Consider the following 16,712-nt stretch of genomic DNA (forward strand, 5'->3'; position numbering starts at 1 on the left):
TCCGGCGGGGCTCTTTTTATACGTCAGCAGTGACCTACTTGTGGCTTTTGTCGAGGTCCTTGCCCAGGTCTTCCACCGTTTTGAGGAAGCTGTCCACGTCGGTGTCGCCGTAGGTGCCGTAGGCCGTGGAGATAGTGCCTTTCACGCCGTCGGCCGTCTGGATGGCGTAGAGAATGGACATATCGTCGGGGTTGCTTTCACCCTCGAAGCGGTAGAAATCCACGATGGTTACTTCCTCCGGCGCGTAGCCTTTGGCGCGGTCGTCGCCCATTGGGAACAGACGGCCTTCGGTTACCCGGAAATCGGCCGTGAAGCCGTCGGCGTTCAGTTTGCGCTCTACGTTAACGAGCGAGCGTTCTTCTTCTTTGTCCTGCATGGCGAACGATATTTTTAGGGAATGGAGAGGTGCGGAGAGGTCTGGCGGGCGGCGAAAGCAACGCCCCCGTGCCGGGCTATACGTAGCCGGTACGGGGGCGGGTTATGCCTGGCCGGAAAGAAAGCGTCCGGCTACCGCCCTGCCCCCGCCTCGGCGGCAGCCAGCTCAATGGTGCGCTGCAACTGGTCTACGTCGATAACCGAGCAGGCCCCGCCGCAGCCTTTGGCGCAGCCCGTCTGGCGCTTATCGAAGGCCCGCCAGAAGATGCGGCCCACGTAAAAGGCCGCCCCGGCAAACAACAGGGCGATGATGAGGTATTGAATCCACATGATGCAAAGGTAACAGGGCGAAGGGGGTGGAGGTTCGCAAATCAGGATTGTAGGAAGAACGTCATTCCGAGCTTGCCGAGGAATGACGTTCTTTCCTGGTTCCTTACTTGCGCCAGACCTGCCCGATCAGGTCCTGCATTTCCTGGTGCACGAGGCCGTTGCTGGCCACCACTTCGCGCCCGAAGAGCGGGTCGCCATCCTCCAGGAACTCCGTAACACGGCCGCCGGCCTCGCGCACCAGCAGAATGCCGGCCGACACGTCGTAGGAATTCAGGTTGAACTCGAAGAATCCCTCGAAGCGGCCGGCGGCCACGTAAGCCAGGTCGGCGGCGGCGGAACCGACGCGGCGCACCCCGTGGGAGCCGCGCATGAAGGCGCCCAGCACCTGCAGGTAGTCGTTCATGAGGCCGAAATCGGTGTAGGGGAAGCCGGTGGCGATGAGGGAGCTGTTGAGGTCGGGCACGTCGGAAACGCGGATGGGCTGCTCGTTGCAGAAGGCCCCGGCGCCCTTGGCAGCCCGGAAACACTCGTCGCGCACCACCTCGTACACCACCCCGGCCACCAGCTCCTGGCCCCGGATCAGGCCCACGCTCACGCAGTACACCGGCAGGCCGTGCACGAAGTTGGTGGTGCCATCGAGTGGGTCGATGATCCAGTTGAACTCCTCGGCCCGCTCGGCGCCCTCGGTGCCTTCTTCGGTGATGAAGCCGGCCTCGGGCAGCACCTCGCGCAGCCCGGCCACCAGCAGCTTCTCGGTTTCCTTGTCCACGTAGGAAACCAGGTCGTGGACGCCCTTATTTTCGATGTGGCTGCGGTCAAACGTAGCGGCTTCCTGGCGGATGAACTGGCCCGCGTGGCGCGTCACGGCCGCGAGCTGAAAGCTGATCTGATTGTAATCCATTCGGTTTCGTGCTTCGTGATTCGTTGTTAGTGCCTGGGATGGAAGACCGTCATGCTGAGCGAAGGCGGAGCCGAAGTCGAAGCATCTCTTCCGCTTCGTTGCAGTCGGCAGAATTACCATTGCAGTAGAGATGCTTCGACTCCGGCTCCGCCTTCGCTCAGCATGACAGTTTCTTTTGTTTACGCCCCCACTGATACCCGCTTCCGGCCGGTTGCGGCGGCGCCGGCCGTGGCCAGCAGCAGCAGTATCGCCAGCGCCTGGCAGGCGGGGCCGAGCAGTTCGCCATGGCGGACGTAGAAGGTGAGCTCGGTGTTGAGGTGAACGGTAGCGCGGCTGGTCGTTTGCACCCACCAGCCGGTTTGTTGGGTGATTTCGCCCTTCTGGTTGATGAAGGCCGAAATGCCGGTATTGGCCGAGCGGGCCACGTCGCGGCGGGTTTCAATGGCCCGGAGCGTGGCGTACTGCAGGTGCTGGGAGTGGCCCGGCGAATCGGACCACCAGCCGTCGTTGGTGATGACGCCGATGAGGGTGGCACCCTTGGCTACGTATTCGCCCACGAAGTCGCCGTACACCGATTCGTAGCAGATGACCGGGGCCACGCGCAGGACCGGCGGGGCCGCCTGAAACACGCTGCGCTCGGGCTGGGAGCCCAGGCCGCCGGCCGAACCGCCGAGGTCGATGACGAACATCGAGAGCCAGGGCGGCACGCCTTCCACACCCGGCACCAGACGGCTTTTGTGGTAGAAGGCCAGCGGGCCGGTGGCGCTGCCCAGGTGCAGGGCCGCGTTGAAGAGGTCGTAGTAGCCCAGGTCCTGGCGGAAGCGGGCGGTGGGGCTGGCCTGCTCCTTGGCCGGGCCGTACTGGCCCACCGTAGTCAGGCCCGTCACCAGGTCCAGGCCGGGGTGCTGGCCCAAAAAGCTGCGCAGGCGCTGGATTTTGGGGTAGGTTTCAATGGTCGTCTCGAAGTAGGTTTCGTCGAGGCTGGTTTCGGGCCAGAGCACGAGCCGGGTTTGGGGCGTGAGGTTCTGCTCAGTGAGGCTGAGCAGGCGGGTCAGCTGCTGGTCGTGGGGGATGAAATTGGGTGTGCCCTCGAACTTCTCCAGAAACGGGTCCACGTTGGGCTGAATCACCAGCACCTCGGCCGTCTCCCCCTTCTCTTGGTAGCGGCTCCCAATCAGGTAAGAAAGCCCGATGGGCAGCAGAGTGGCCGCCAGCGCGGCAATTAAAAATGAAGAATTAAAAGCTAAACGTTGCCGCTCTTTACTGCTCGCAAGAGCTTCATTTTTAACTTTTAATTCTTCATTTCTAATTACGCCAAAGGCGCACAGATTCACCACCCAGATCCAGAGCGAGCCACCCAGAAAGCCGGTGTATTCATACCACTGCACCAGCTGGTTGGCCTGGGCAAAGCCATTGCCGAGCGTGAGCCAGGGCCAGGTGAGAAACCAGTGCAGGTGCAGCTGCTCGAAGGCTATCCAGTAAATGGGCAGGGCCAGATAACCCAGCTTCGGGCCGAAGCGCTTCTTAGTGTGGTAGAAGGCCGAGAGGGGCAAACTCATCAGCAGGGCGTTGCAGATAACGGCCGTGATGCCGCCGCCCAGGGTGCTGAAACTGACCCAGTAGGTGGTCAGCAGGTTCCAGAGCACCAGCGTGAGGTAGCCGTAGCGCCACACTTTCCAGCCGCTGGCCCCGCTTTGGGTCAGGCGCTCTTCCAGCAGCAGGTAGGGCACCCAGGCCACCAGCAGCAGCAGGGCCAGCGGGGCCGGGTGCACCGGCCAGCCAGCCCAGAGCAGGGCGGCACTCAGCAGGGCCAGCAGGCTCGGGAGCCAGTATGCCCGGCCGGTAGCGGCCGGGGCCGGGGGGAGGTTATTCGTCACGGTCGGCGGCGTTTTTGTAACGGTCTTCCTTGAGGCGCTCTTCCTTTTCGCGGCCCTGCACTACCAGCACGATTTCGCCCTTGATGGCGGCGCGGGCGGCGAAGTTGGCGGCCAGCTCGGCCAGCGGGGCCGTCACGGTTTCCTCGAACAGCTTGGTCAGCTCCCGGCTCACGGAGGCCGGCCGCTCGGGGCCCAGCACCTCGGCCAGCTGCTCCAGGGTTTTCACAATCCGGTGCGGCGACTCGTAGAAAATCATGGTCCGGGTTTCCTGGGCCAGCTCCTTGAGGCGGGTCTGGCGGCCCTTTTTCACGGGCAGAAACCCCTCGAACGTGAACCGCTCGGCCCCAAAGCCCGATTTGAGCAGGGCCGGCACCAGGGCCGTAGCCCCGGGCAGGCACTCCACCTTCAGGCCGCGGGCCAGACACTCGCGCACCAGCAGAAACCCGGGGTCGGAGATGCCGGGCGTGCCCGCGTCGGACACCAGGGCCATGGTTTCGCCCTTGCCCAGGCGCTCCAGCAGGCGCTGCACCTGCTGGTGCTCGTTGTGGAGGTGGTAGCTGAGCATGGGCTTTTTCAGGCCCAGGTGCTGCAACAGGCGGCCGCTGGTGCGGGTATCCTCGGCCAGCACCGTATCCACCTCGCCCAGCACCCGAATGGCCCGCAGGGTGATATCCTCCAGGTTGCCGATGGGCGTGGGCACGAGGTAAAGCAGCGTAGGCGTAGTTTCTGACATACCGCAAAGGTAGTTGTCGGTGGTTGGTTGTCCGTTGTTGGTGTTGCGTTGTTGGCTGCAGGAAAACAGCACGTCACTCCGAACGAAGCCGTGAAATCTCACGTGCTGAATCTGCAACCAAGACGAACGGCTTCAAGCGAGTTCCTTCGCTCCGCTCAGGATGACGTTCTTTTACCGACAACCAAAAACCAACAACCAACAACTAAAAGCCTACGCCTCTTCCCCACCGTACTCAGCGGCCAGGATGTCGATGGAGGCGGCCAGTTTGCGGTCCTGGTCGGTGATGACGTTGCCGGCGGAGTGGGTGCGCAGGCGGAAGCTGACGGTGTTGTACTCGTTGCTCCACCAGGGGTGGTGATTTTGGAATTCGGCTTCCTCCGCCACGTCGCTCATGAAGCTGAAGGCCATTTTGAAGTCGGTAAAGCGGAAGGTGCGGCAGAGGGCGTTGTCTTGTTCAGTCCACATCAGGCAGGCAGAATTGGTGGGGCTGCAAGGTAACCAGCGGCGGGTAAACGCGGGCCGCGGCCGCTAGTGGTTCCGGGTTTCACAAAATTCTCTTAATCGAGTGCCGACTGGTAGCTTTGTGGCAAGCGCTTCTCCGCCTTCCCTCACTTTTCTACCTTCTATTTCGTGGCTGACACTTTATCGCACTCTCGCACGGGCTGGCAACGCTTCTATCGGCATGCGCATTGGCTCCTGCTTATCCCACTGCTGATCGATCTAACATACTCGTACGTGGAGCACCTGAACGCCATGCATGACGGCGACGTGGTGGCCCACATTGTGCGCCGTACCGTTACGCCGTATGTTCTCGACGACCCGTTCGGGCTTTCGGCCCTGCTCGACGGCCTGCACTACAACGGACCCAACCGGTTTTTTGCCCACGGTGCCCTGTTTGCATACATGCGCAACATGCCGCTGTTTTTGCAGCACTTCGTCGATCCGGTTTACAGTACCTACATGGCTTCGGCCGTGGCTAAAACCCTGATGCAGGGCGGGCTCATCATACTTCTGGCTTACTACATCAGCCGAACCAGCCGCCTCAACGCGCCGACTTTCCTGCTGGCGGCCCTGCTGGTTACGCCCTTCTTCCAGACGGCGGGCTACATGTTCCAGATGGCAGTTATCGATTACTCCATCACGTATTGCTTTTTTTACGCGTTGCCGCAGGTGCTGCTGCTGTTCTATTATCTGCCCTTGCATCGGGCGCTGTTTGTGCGGCCCGACACCGCCCTCGGGTGGGGCTGGCAGGTTGCGCTGCCAGTGCTGGCCGTGGTGCTGGCACTTAGCGGCCCCCTTATTCCGGCAGAAGGCGTGCTGATTAGCGCAGCGCTGTTGCTGTATACGGCAGCGACGCAGCGGCAACAGATGCGGGCGGGCGGTCAGCTCGGCACCCTGGTTCGCCTGCCCGCGCAGTTGCTGCGCGGCCCCCTTCGCGGGGTGATATTGCAACTGAGCTTTTTTATCATCTGCTGCCTCTACTCGCTTTACATCGGCACCTTCAATAGCGAGAACAACCACGATTTTACGGTTTGGGAGATGTACGAAAAGCTCTGGAACGGTATCCCGCTGGAGTTTACCAGCCAAATAGGCTTTCCGGTGCTGCTGGCTGCGGTGCTGGTTAACCTGCTGCTGCTGAAAGCCAGTGCTCCCACGCCAGCATCGGCCCGTCTGCTGCGCATTGCCCAGTGGTTTTTTTTGCTGGGAATCATTTATATCGTGTTACTGCCCCTGGGCGGCTACCGCAACTACCGGCCTAATATTGTACGCCGCGACACGCTCATTCCCATTACGCTGGCGCTGATGTACCTGTACGGTAGCAGCACCGTGTATTTGCTGCGCCACGGCCCACCCCGCTTCAACCGCCTCTATATCCCGGCCCTGGTGGCCATTGTGGCGCTCTACTCCTTCGCCGACGTATCCGACCTGCGGCAGGATAACTGCGAGCGGGACGCCCTACGCACCATCGCCCGCTCCAAAGAGGCCGTCGTGCACCTGGAATCCGACTGCCCCGTTTTGAACTGGGGGCCCATCACCGACCCCAATGTTTCGGGGGATGCCGCCCGGGCCATGTACCTCTGGCGCATTACGCAGGAGGAAAAACCTTTTTATCACTAAGCGGCGCGGTGCTCCGCGTGGGTATCGGGCTGGAATACCGACTTTAAGTCGGTATTCCAGCCCGACGTTTTTTCTGCCGGTCGTTGCGCTAACGCCCCCGCACCGGGCCACCAGTCCGAGTCCGATAACTACCAGCCACCCCAGCCACCCCCAGCGCCGGAGCCGCCTTTCGCTCCGGCTATGTCGCACCGCCGCCGCTGCCGCGGGCAGAAAGTAGCCGCGCCAGGCATTGTCCGGGCTTGATAATACCCATACTTCTCCGCAGGCGGGGCAGGCGCAGTAGCAGGGCGAGTGCGCCGCCGGAATTTCGGGTGCAGATGGGGTCTGGTTTACTGGCCGAAAGGCTTTCTGCAGGAAGCCAGGTTGCCACGCGTCGAAGTCCCAATAGGCCGGAAAGGATTCCCGGAGTTCCGGGCGGCAGCGGGCGCAACCGACGGGGGCGTTGTGCATAATACAGTGTCTGGCTTCTTACTGCGGGCGTTGCGCAATACGAGGGCCGGCGGGTCGAGCAGCCGCCCGAAGCTAAACCCAAATCCCCAAACGGGAGTACAACTTTAGCAAACGACCTACTACCCACCTCAACACCTGACTTCCTATGGCCATTGACCCCAACGACCGCCCCGTGCGCGTCATCAACGACGATACCACCGACCAGGAGCTGGCCGCCGGCCACATCGTACCCGGTGCCGATCCGCCCAAGAATGAGGACGCCCGCGGCGGCTTCGGCAACCGCGACGGCAAGCAGGGCTTCGGCACCGACAGCAGCAACGGCGTCACGGCCGTGTCGATGAACCAGAACGAAGACAAGGTGGCCCCGCCCGACGATAACATGCGCACCAGCGACGAAGGCCGCCCCAACCGCCCCAACCAAGATTTGCCCGACCGCGACCTGACCCAGCAGCCCCGCCGCCCGGTGGATGAACTGGACGCCGACGACGCCCGCGCCGGCCGCGACGAGATGGAAGACCCCGACTCCCGGGTAGGCATGGGCCAGATGGAAGCCAACCCGCCTTCCAATGACGAGTTGGCCCGCCAGGGCACCAACGCCGACCTCACCGACCCCGATGCCACCGATACGGCCATCGTGCAGTAATTTTCTCACCCGCTGGTGGTGGTGGCCCGTTCTTTCCGGCCGAAAAATTTTCCGTTTGAAAGAACAGCTGGCCATCCACCAATCAGCCACAAATCCCCCTACTTATGTCTGATAACAGCACCCAATCCTCGAAGGAAAACCACGGCGACCCGGCCGGTACCGGTCAGCGCCAGTCGGACCCCAACAGCCAGCCGCTGGCAGCCGACGACAACCAGCAGCAGCTGGCCGACGAATACACCGAAGACGGCCTCGACGAGATTCCGCCTCACCTGGTCAACAACCCCAACCGCAACTACGATAAGCCCGACATCGACAAGCCGCCTTACAGCTAGGCCTGGCCTCGGATTCAGCAACAGCACGAGCACGCACTCCGGTGGGTGCTCGTGCTGCGTCCGGGCCTTCCGGTCCGGTTCAGTCTACCCCGTTTTTCTCCCGCCTATGGCCCGCTACGTCACCACCGATATCCACGGCTGCCTGCACTCCCTGCGCCACCTGATCGAGCACCGGCTCCGGCTCACCGCCGCGGATGAGCTCTACCTGCTGGGCGACTACGTACACAAGGGTCCTGATAGCCGGGGCGTGCTCGATTACCTGATGCAGCTACCCAAACAGGGCTACCGCGTGGTGTGTCTGCGCGGCAACCACGACCAGGAGCTGCTCGACGCCGCCCAGGGCCACCACGACCGGACCTGGGCCTCGGAGGCCGACCGCCAGCTGACGCTGCGCAGCTTCGGCGTGACCCGGCCCGAGGATATTCCGGCAGTTTACCAGCAGTGGCTGCACGAGCTGCCCCACCAGCTCGACGTGCCCGGCTGGACCCTGGTGCACGCCGGTTTCGACTTCCGGCTCCCACCCGCCGCCATGCGCCGCGACTGGAACACCATGCTCAACATCAAGGAGTTCACCTTCGATGCCAGCCGCCTCCAGGGCCGCCGCCTGGTGCACGGCCACGTGCCTACGCCCGGGGCCGAAGTGCAGCGCCGCGTGGCGGCCCGGGCCGGCTCCCTCGGCCTCGATACCGGCTGCGTGTACCGTCACAACCCGGAGTTGCGCCACCTGGCCGCCCTCAACCTCGATACCCAGGAACTCATCCTGCAGCCCAACATCGAGCCCGAGTACCCGATTGCCAAGCGGTGAATGCGTGAAGTGGGGAATGCGTGAGCCGGGCGGTCATTGCGCGCGAAGCGAAGCAATCCGTTCTTCACCCTCTCTCCAATTACGACCTATGCCCAAGCCCCTGACGTGCGCACGTCAGGGGCTTGGGGTTTACTCCGGGCTTTGCACCGCGTGAAGGACGGATTGCTTCGGCCTCCGGCCTCGCCATGACCGCTCGGCTCACTCATTCACTCATTTATCCGTCAGTCCTTGATGACGCCGGAGCGCAGAACCTGGCGGGCGGCGTCCTGGTAGGGGTTGCGGGCATCGTTGGCCACGGCGCGCAGGGTGTTGCGGGCAGCCGTCAGCTGCTGGTTGCGCCAGTAGGCCATGCCCAGGTGGTAGCGCGCCCGGCCGGCCAGCGCCGAGCCCGACTGCATGGCCACCCGTCGCAGAAACGGCTGGGCGGCCAGTTGCTGCTTGGGCTCCGGCTGACTCAGCAGAAAAATACCGTTGTAGTAGGTGAGCGTATCCTGCCCAATGGTATTGGACGGGATGCGGCGCAGCGCGTAGAGCGCGGGCGTGTAGTGGCCGGCGCGGTATTGGCGCATGGCTTCGGCCAGCAGGGGACGCTGGTTTTCGCGCACTACCGCATCGGTAAGGCCGGCCTCGGGCACGTAGTAGCGCGGCCAGGTGGCTTCAATTGTGGGCGTAGAAGGCCAGAGCGCCCAGGCCACTAGTAACAAGACCACGCTCCCGATGGCTGCCAGTGCCCATTGCCGCTGCACCCGCTGCACCCGCCGCCGGATGCGGTTAAGGGCCGCCTGACGCTGGTCGAGGCGCAGATCCAGGGCCAGCAGGCGCTGGTAGAGGGTTTCGTGGCCGGCCACCCACCGCAGGTCGGCCGCCAGCTGCTCGTAGGCCTGGTAGGCCTGATACAGTTCCGCGTCCTGCTCCAGTCGGGCCTCAAACGCTTCCTGCTCCGCAGTGGTCAGCTGACCGTCGGCGAAGCGCTCCAGCTCTTCCAGGTAAGGACGTATATCGGCGAGGGGCGGGGTCATGGGTACGGGTAAGAAGCGGCGGGCGGCCAACGGGCAAAAAAGGCCGCGCCGGCGCAGGAAAATCGGGGAGACAGACGGATCCGGGGCTAAGCTACGCAGAAGCCGGCACAGGCGCTACTGCGTGGGCGGGGCAGCGGCGCGCAACTGCAGCTCGTAAAGCTTGCGCAGGCAGGCCGATTTCTGCATCCGGGCCACGTTGGCGTTGGCAAAGCCCATTTTGCCGGCCATCTTCTCGAAGTTATAGCCCCGGAAGTAGAAGTACATGAGCATTTTCTGGCAGTCGAGGCTGAGTTCCCGGAACAGGCCCAGCAGGCGCTGGCGGCGGCCGGCCTCGGCCTGGGGCAGCACGGCCGTGGTACGGGCGGCACGGGTCTGCTCATCGGCCATACCGTACACGTAGGCCCGCACATCGGGGGGCAGCTTGGTCAGGCGACCATCGGCCACCTGGTCGTAGAATTCCACCAGCACGGAGCGCAGCAGCTCGTGGGCCGCCGGCGGCTCCAGCTGGTGCTGGCGGCGGGCCCAGCGCGCAAAAAGCCCGCGGTTCTGCTCGTAAAACGTAATCAGAAAAGACTGATTGCCCACCCGGAGGCTGGTCAGGACTTCGGCAAGCTGCTGGGGTGTGTTCATACCGGGCAAGATAAGGTGAAATGGTGAGGTGGTGAAATGGTGCGTTTGACGTTCAGCGAACTGGAAGAAGCAAGTGGCGCAATGAGGACCATTGAACGTGAAGCTCACCATTTCACCACCTCACCATTTCACCGCCGATCCGCTACCTTTGAACTCATGGAAACCCAAGCCACTACCCTCGCCCCCGATACCGCCATCTTCGATCTGATTGAGAAGGAGAAAGCGCGGCAGACTCACGGTATTGAACTCATTGCCTCCGAGAACTACGTCTCGGAGCAGGTGATGCGGGCCCAGGGCTCCATCCTGACCAACAAGTACGCCGAGGGCCTGCCCGGCAAGCGCTACTACGGCGGCTGCGAAATCGTGGACCAGATTGAGCAGCTGGCCATCGACCGGGCCAAGGAGCTGTTTGGAGTGGAGTGGGTGAACGTGCAGCCGCACTCCGGCGCCCAGGCCAACGCGGCCGTGATGCTGGCCATTCTCAACCCCGGCGACAAAATTCTGGGCTTCGACCTGAGCCACGGCGGCCACCTCACCCACGGCTCGCCCGTGAACTTCTCGGGCAAGCTCTACCAGCCCTCGTTTTATGGCGTGGAAAAGGAAACCGGCCTCATCGACTGGCAGAAAGTAAAGGAAACCGCCCGCCGCGAGCAGCCCAAGCTCATCATCTGCGGGGCTTCGGCCTACTCCCGCGACTGGGACTACCAGGCCCTGCGCGAAGCCGCCGACGAGGTGGGCGCCCTGCTGCTGGCCGACATCTCGCACCCCTCGGGCCTGATTGCCAAAGGGCTGCTCAACAACCCGTTCCACCACTGCCACATCGTCACCACCACCACCCACAAAACCCTGCGCGGCCCCCGGGGCGGCCTGATTATGATGGGCAAGGACTTCGAGAATCCCTTCGGGCTGAAAACGCCCAAGGGCGAAACCCGCCTGATGAGCAGCCTGCTCGACTCGGGCGTGTTTCCCGGCACCCAGGGCGGCCCCCTCGAGCACGTGATCGGGGCAAAGGCCGTGGCCTTCGGCGAAGCCCTGAGCGACGCCTACGCCGACTACACCCAGCAGGTAGTGCGCAACGCCCAGGCCCTGGCCGGGGCCCTGGTGGAGCGCGGCTACGAGCTGATTTCAGGCGGCACCGACAACCACCTGATGCTGATTGACCTGCGCAGCAAGGGCCTGACGGGCAAGCTGGCCGAAAATACCCTCATCAAGGCCGATATCACCATCAACAAGAACATGGTGCCCTTCGATGACAAGTCGCCCTTCGTGACCTCGGGCATGCGCATCGGCTCGGCCGCCGTGACCACGCGCGGCCTCAAGGAGCCCGACATGGTGCGCATCGTGGAGTTCATCGACGAGGTGCTGACCCACAACGCCGACGATACCCGCATTGCCCGGGTGCGCGGCGAAATCAACGAGTGGATGCAGCAGTACCCGCTCTTCGCCTAGGCGAATGAGTGACTCGGTGAATGAGTGAGCGGGGCCAGGATGAATCAGCCCGCTGCACATCCTATCGGCCCCTAATTTCGTTTGTCCTCACTATTCACTGGCCTGCTGGTTCACCGCCGCACTCATTCACTCATTCACCGACTCACTCATTTAGTAAGTGGCTTCTACTCAACCCGCGCTGGGCGACCAGCAGGAAATGTCGTTTATCGACCATCTGGAGGCGCTGCGCTGGCACGTTATCCGGGCGGCCATTGCCGTGGTGGTCTTTGCCACCGGCGCCTTTTTTGCCAAGGACTTTCTGTTCCACGACCTGATGCTGGGCCCCTCGCGGCCCGACTTCTGGACCTACCGCATGTCGTGCCAGCTGGCCGCCTTCCTGAACGCCCCGGGCCTGTGCATTGATAAGATTGGCTTCGTGATTCAGAACCGCGAAATGAGCGGGCAGCTGACCATGCACATCAGCACCTCGTTTATCGTGGGCATTGTGCTGGGCTTTCCCTACCTGTTCTGGGAGCTGTGGCGCTTCATTGAGCCCGGCCTGTATCCGCACGAGCGGCAGAACTCGCGCGGGGCAGTATTTTTCGTGTCGGTGCTCTTTATTCTGGGTTTGCTCTTCGGCTACTACATTGCCGCGCCCATGAGCATTCAGTTCCTGGCCGGCTACGTGGTGGACCCCACCATCGAGAACCAGATTGACATGCAGAGCTACCTGAGCACGCTCACGACCATGAGCCTGTCGTGCGCCTTCGTGTTCGAGCTGCCCATGATTGTGTTCTTCCTGGCCAAGGCCGGCCTGATTACGCCCGAAATCATGCGCGTGTACCGCAAGCACGCCATTGTGGTGGTGCTCATCATTGCGGCCATCATCACGCCCCCCGAAGTCACGTCGCAGATTATCGTGACCATTCCCATCATCCTGCTCTACGAGCTGAGCATCAACATTGCCCAGGTGGTGGCCCGCAACCGCACGGCCTCGCTCAACGCCCAGCTCGCCGAAAACAACGGCGTGGCGGAGTAGCTTTTTAATGGGGAGAATGTGAACGAAATGTGGTTGAAATGTGGGGAATGAAAAGAACCTGTGAAGTGAAACATCGCACTCAGTTCATTCTCCGCATTCTGACCACATTCTCCACATTCTGACCACATTTATCTCACATTTTTCACCTTACGAAGATGAAACTGGCTATCGGCTCCGACCACGCGGGCTTCGAGTACAAGCAGATGCTGCTGGAATGGCTGCGCGACAACGGCTACGAGGTCCAGGACTTCGGCACCCACTCGCCCGATTCGGTGGACTACCCCGACTATGTGCATCCGCTGGCTTCGGCCGTGGAAAAGGGCGAGTTTGCGCTCGGGCTGCTGCTGTGCGGCTCGGCCAACGGGGTCTGCATTACGGCCAACAAGCACCAGGGCATCCGGGCGGCCATTGCCTGGGAGCCGGAACTGGCCGCCCTGGCCCGCCAGCACAACAACGCCAACGTCATCTGCATTCCGGCCCGGTTCGTGAGCGAGGAAACCGCCCGCGCCATTGCCAGCCAGTTCCTGAACACCGCCTTCGAGGGCGGCCGTCACCAAACCCGGGTGGACAAAATCAGCTGCTAGCGGTGAATGCGTGAAGTAGGGAATGAGTGCCGTTGGGGCGACAAGTAGCCGAGGCAACTCCTTCTTCCCATTCTCAAATTTTAAAGAGCCCCTGGCGCGCTGACGTCAGGGGCTCTCTGCTTACTCCAGGCTTTGAACCACGAGCAGGACGGATTGCGGCCCTATGCGTCCTCACCATCATCGAACGATTCACTCATTTACCGAATCACTCATTCGCTCGCCGCCGCCGCTACAGCCGGTCGAAGTGGGCGGCTACCAGGCGCAGCCCGGCGATGGTGCAGAGGCCCCGCACGTAAGGGGCGAAGATATTGCGGTAGGTATCGGCCTGGCTGATTTCGTCGGGCGGGAAAAGCTGCTCGTTGAGTACCAGGCCAAACTGGGCCAGGATGATGTGGGCGATAAAGGCCGGGTTGAGGTCGGCCCGGAACTGGCCCTGCTGGATGCCATCGGCCAGCAGGCGCGTGAGCTGCGGGCGCGAGTAGTGGTGCAGGTGGTCCTGAACCAGGTTCCAAGAATCGGGATACCGCTCGCGCATCACATGGTAATCGTGGTGGGGAGCCGTGCGCAGCTCGTGCAGGCTGTGGCGCAACAGGCCCACCAGACACTCGGCGGGCGTGGCCAGGTTCGCAAACAGCTCGGTGTGTTCCTGGCGCTGGCGCAGCAGGTTGCGTTGCGTAACGGTGTGCAGCAGCTCGGCCTTGGAGCCGAACTGCTCCCGGAAAGCGGCCGGCGAGCAATCCAGGGCGGCCGCCAGCTGCTCCTCATGAATCAGCCCGACGCCCACCTGGCGGAATAAGGCGTTGGCGCGGTCGAGAAGTTGATGGAGTATCGTTTCCTGCATAAGAACGGGCTAAGAATATGATTTGCTTCCTCCCCCGCCGGCTGCCTACGCCGCTCGAACGCCGCACGCGCTCAGAGCAACATACCCAGCCCGAAAAAAAACAGCAACTGCACCAGGTATACGAAGGGAACCAAGGGGTTACGCTTGCTGAACTCGACCCGGTTGAAGTACACCTGCAAAATGAGGCTGACGGCCAACCATCCCTTGAAATTCAGCAGCGGTATCACATCGTACTGCCAGCGCCAGAAGCCGTAGCGGACGGCCACGGGCTCGATACAAATATCAAGCCCAACCATGAGCAGGGCCGCCAGCAGGGCCCGCACGAAATCGGGCAGGGGCAGGTAGCGGGCCAGAATACCAGCCGTATAGGTCACGATAAACCAGTTAACACCGATCAGCAGCGGCACCCCTAACCATTTGATGCCCAGAGCCGGACCGTACTCGTACTGCCCGAACAGCAGGTTGGTGCGGATGCCCACTACTTCGACAAAAAAACCCGCCAGCATCGTCACCACGCAGAAGCTCCAGAAGGAGGCCGTGCGCCGCGGCTGAAAGGCCAGCAGCAACCCCAGCGTGAGCAGCATGGTCAGCGGCATGAAGCGCAGAAAGAACTCGGGTTCCTTGGAAAAGCCCAGTCCTACAAAGCCCGTCACGTGGAACAGCAGCAGCACGCCCTGGGCCCAGCGCAGCCGCCGCTGTTGGGTGGCGGCGCGGAAATCAGCCGTGGTAGTGGCGGGCAGTGGTGGCGTGGGGTCGGGCATAGAGGAGAATTAAAAATTAAAAGTGAAAAATTAAAAACGACTGGCAGGCATGCGTTCCTCGCTCAATGCTGCAGCAAGTACTGCCCGGTGATTTTTAATTTTTCACTTTCAATTTTTAACTGATTAAGTCAGAAACGATTTGGGCCGAGAGCAGGCAAAGCGGAATGCCGCCGCCGGGATGCACCGAGCCGCCGCAAAAGTACAGCCCTTTTAGCCGCCCCGAAAAATTGGGGTGCCGCAAAAAGGCCGCCAGCGCGTTATTGCTGGAGCTCCCGTACAACGCGCCCCCGAACGAGGAGGTTCGGGCGGCAATGCCCGGCGGGTCCCACACGTGCTCGGCCCGGATGAGGGGCGCCACCTCGGTGCCCAGGGCCCGGCTGAGGCGGGCCAGTACGGCGGCGCGGGTGCGCGCCACCAGCGCCGGCCAGTCCTGGCCCTGGTCGTGGGGCACGTTCACCATCACAAACCAGTTTTCGTGGCCCGGCGGGGCATCGGTGGGGGTGTGGCCGCTGGTGATGTTGACGTACACCGTGGGGTCGGCGGCCACCGTCTGCTCCCGGAAGATGGCCTCGAACTCGCGCTTATAATCCTGGGAGAAGAAAATATTGTGCACGCCCAGCTCAGGAAAACGCCGCCCGATGCCCCAGTAGAAAATCAGGGCCGAAGACGAGCGGGGCTGGGCCAGGGTGCGCTCGGGGGCCGGCTGGGCGGGCAGCAGGTGGCGGTAGGTGGGCACCACATCCATGTTGCTGACCACCCACTCGAACTCGTAGCTTCCCTGGTCGGTGCGCAGACCAGTCACGCGGCTTCCGCTGATCCGGATTTCGCGCACCGGCTCCTGGTAACGGAATTCTACGCCCAGCTCTTCGGCCAGCCGCACGAGGCTTTGGGCAATGGCGTAGATGCCGCCCTCGGGGTAAAACGCCCCGATGCCGTGCTCGAGGTGCGGAATCATGCTCAGCGTAGCCGGGGCCTGGTAGGGGTCGGAGCCATTGTAGGTGGCGAAGCGGTCGAAGAGCTGCACCAGGCGCGGGTCGGGGAAGGCGGCCTGGTGGCGCTGGTGCATGGTGCTGGTGAGGCCCAGCTGGGGCAGGGCGGCCAGGGCCTTGAGCACTTCGGGGCTGAGGTAAGTGCCGGCCTTGTGCAGGGATTTGTGCAGGAAGGTGCCCGCCGTGGCGTCGTAGGCCCGGCCGCTGCGGGCCAGGAAGGCCCGCACGTCGGCGGCCGGGGTGCCCAGCTTGGCTTCCACTTCGCGGGCAAATTTCTCCTCGTCGGCCCAGGCCGTGAGGCGGGTGCCGTCGGCGAAGAAGTACTCGGTAATGGGGTCGAGGCGCTGGTAGCGGAAGTAGTCCCGGGGCTCGCGGCCGGCCAGCCGGAACAGGTCATCGACGAGATGGGGCAGGGTGAAGAGCGAGGGGCCGCCGTCGAAGCGGTAGCCGCCGGGCAGCTCCAGCTGGTGCATTTTCCCGCCGAAGCTTTCCTGGGCCTCGAATACCGTCACCCGGTGCCCGGCCACGGCCAGGCGCACGGCCGTGGCAATGCCCCCGATACCGGCCCCGATGATGGCCGTAGTGGAGGAAGCAGCGGGCGAAGCGAAAGGTTGGGACACGTAAAAAAGAAACAAAGACAAAAGTAACCGGCCAGCCCGGTCGGCCACCGCGAAGAACGGGCGGCGGCGCGGTTTTACACAACTGCCCCCCCGGAAATGTTTCCGCCGCCGGGCCGGCCGGGGCCCACCACAAAATAATTGCGCCGCCGCCCCCATTTTTTAGATTGTTTTTTAGCCGGAGCCGGCCGGGGCAAGCAAGGCAAGTGCGGTTGGCAAGAGCGTTTTTCGCGTGTGTGC

18 protein-coding genes are annotated in these 16,712 nt (G+C 62.7%); 7 read left to right on the forward strand and 11 right to left on the reverse strand.

Going from position 1 to position 16,712, the window contains the following annotated elements:
• Positions 1-34: 34 nt before the first annotated feature.
• The 6 genes from KLP40_RS03230 to KLP40_RS03255 form a co-directional block, all read right to left on the reverse strand.
• Entirely contained in the window at positions 35-376 is a 342-nt protein-coding gene (locus tag KLP40_RS03230; RefSeq protein WP_215592177.1) for a hypothetical protein, read from the reverse strand.
• 131 nt (positions 377-507) lie between these two features.
• Positions 508-705, reverse strand: a complete 198-nt coding sequence (locus tag KLP40_RS03235; protein ID WP_215592178.1) for a FeoB-associated Cys-rich membrane protein — start codon at positions 703-705, stop codon at positions 508-510.
• A gap of 103 nt (positions 706-808) precedes the next feature.
• A complete protein-coding gene (locus tag KLP40_RS03240; protein WP_215592179.1) occupies positions 809-1,606 on the reverse strand; it encodes an inositol monophosphatase family protein in 798 nt (265 codons plus the stop codon).
• Between the two features lie 179 nt (positions 1,607-1,785).
• Positions 1,786-3,483 (reverse strand): apolipoprotein N-acyltransferase, encoded by a 1,698-nt coding sequence (gene lnt, locus KLP40_RS03245; RefSeq protein ID WP_215592180.1) that lies wholly within the window; start codon positions 3,481-3,483, stop codon positions 1,786-1,788.
• Positions 3,473-4,216 carry a 16S rRNA (cytidine(1402)-2'-O)-methyltransferase gene (rsmI, locus tag KLP40_RS03250; RefSeq protein WP_215592181.1) on the reverse strand — a complete coding sequence of 248 codons (744 nt, stop codon included), beginning with the start codon at positions 4,214-4,216 and terminating at the stop codon, positions 3,473-3,475. Before rsmI ends, lnt begins: the two co-directional genes overlap by 11 nt.
• Before the next feature lie 210 nt (positions 4,217-4,426).
• Positions 4,427-4,681, reverse strand: coding sequence for a 4a-hydroxytetrahydrobiopterin dehydratase (locus KLP40_RS03255; protein WP_215592183.1), 255 nt, complete (start codon positions 4,679-4,681; stop codon positions 4,427-4,429).
• A gap of 270 nt (positions 4,682-4,951) precedes the next feature.
• Here KLP40_RS03255 and KLP40_RS03260 point away from each other — a divergent pair, with 270 nt between their 5' ends.
• The 4 genes from KLP40_RS03260 (at position 4,952) to KLP40_RS03275 (ending at position 8,564) form a co-directional block, all read left to right on the forward strand.
• Positions 4,952-6,334, forward strand: a complete 1,383-nt coding sequence (locus KLP40_RS03260) for a hypothetical protein (protein WP_215592185.1) — start codon at positions 4,952-4,954, stop codon at positions 6,332-6,334.
• Between the two features lie 595 nt (positions 6,335-6,929).
• On the forward strand, positions 6,930-7,427 hold the full coding sequence (locus KLP40_RS03265) for a hypothetical protein (RefSeq protein ID WP_215592186.1): 498 nt from the start codon (positions 6,930-6,932) through the stop codon (positions 7,425-7,427).
• A gap of 104 nt (positions 7,428-7,531) precedes the next feature.
• Entirely contained in the window at positions 7,532-7,759 is a 228-nt protein-coding gene (locus tag KLP40_RS03270) for a hypothetical protein (protein WP_215592187.1), read from the forward strand.
• Between the two features lie 106 nt (positions 7,760-7,865).
• Positions 7,866-8,564, forward strand: coding sequence for a metallophosphoesterase family protein (locus KLP40_RS03275; RefSeq protein WP_215592188.1), 699 nt, complete (start codon positions 7,866-7,868; stop codon positions 8,562-8,564).
• A gap of 221 nt (positions 8,565-8,785) precedes the next feature.
• Here the strand turns inward: KLP40_RS03275 and KLP40_RS03280 are convergent, their stop codons facing one another.
• Together KLP40_RS03280 and KLP40_RS03285 are read right to left on the reverse strand one after the other, a co-directional pair.
• The gene (locus KLP40_RS03280) at positions 8,786-9,583 is read right to left on the reverse strand and encodes an anti-sigma factor (RefSeq protein ID WP_215592189.1); all 798 of its coding nucleotides are present in this window, start codon (positions 9,581-9,583) and stop codon (positions 8,786-8,788) included.
• Between the two features lie 114 nt (positions 9,584-9,697).
• A complete protein-coding gene (locus KLP40_RS03285) occupies positions 9,698-10,213 on the reverse strand; it encodes a hypothetical protein (protein WP_215592191.1) in 516 nt (171 codons plus the stop codon).
• A 156-nt stretch (positions 10,214-10,369) separates the two neighbouring features.
• Here KLP40_RS03285 and KLP40_RS03290 point away from each other — a divergent pair, with 156 nt between their 5' ends.
• The 3 genes from KLP40_RS03290 to rpiB all read left to right on the forward strand — a co-directional run bounded on the left by KLP40_RS03290 (position 10,370) and on the right by rpiB (position 13,264).
• Positions 10,370-11,662 (forward strand): serine hydroxymethyltransferase, encoded by a 1,293-nt coding sequence (locus tag KLP40_RS03290; RefSeq protein ID WP_215592192.1) that lies wholly within the window; start codon positions 10,370-10,372, stop codon positions 11,660-11,662.
• A 157-nt stretch (positions 11,663-11,819) separates the two neighbouring features.
• Positions 11,820-12,680 carry a twin-arginine translocase subunit TatC gene (gene tatC, locus KLP40_RS03295; RefSeq protein ID WP_317196743.1) on the forward strand — a complete coding sequence of 287 codons (861 nt, stop codon included), beginning with the start codon at positions 11,820-11,822 and terminating at the stop codon, positions 12,678-12,680.
• A gap of 155 nt (positions 12,681-12,835) precedes the next feature.
• Positions 12,836-13,264, forward strand: a complete 429-nt coding sequence (gene rpiB, locus KLP40_RS03300) for a ribose 5-phosphate isomerase B (protein WP_215592193.1) — start codon at positions 12,836-12,838, stop codon at positions 13,262-13,264.
• Positions 13,265-13,493: 229 nt separating this feature from the next.
• Here rpiB and KLP40_RS03305 read toward each other — a convergent pair whose 3' ends face one another.
• From KLP40_RS03305 to crtD, 3 genes are all read right to left on the reverse strand, one after another.
• Complete coding sequence (locus tag KLP40_RS03305; RefSeq protein WP_215592194.1) at positions 13,494-14,105, reverse strand: TetR/AcrR family transcriptional regulator; 612 nt, start codon at positions 14,103-14,105, stop codon at positions 13,494-13,496.
• Between the two features lie 71 nt (positions 14,106-14,176).
• On the reverse strand, positions 14,177-14,866 hold the full coding sequence (locus KLP40_RS03310; protein WP_215592196.1) for a carotenoid biosynthesis protein: 690 nt from the start codon (positions 14,864-14,866) through the stop codon (positions 14,177-14,179).
• A gap of 115 nt (positions 14,867-14,981) precedes the next feature.
• Entirely contained in the window at positions 14,982-16,475 is a 1,494-nt protein-coding gene (gene crtD, locus KLP40_RS03315) for a 1-hydroxycarotenoid 3,4-desaturase CrtD (protein WP_215592197.1), read from the reverse strand.
• Between the last annotated feature and the right edge of the window lie 237 nt (positions 16,476-16,712).

Source organism: Hymenobacter piscis, from assembly GCF_018760735.1.
Lineage (GTDB): Bacteria > Bacteroidota > Bacteroidia > Cytophagales > Hymenobacteraceae > Hymenobacter > Hymenobacter piscis.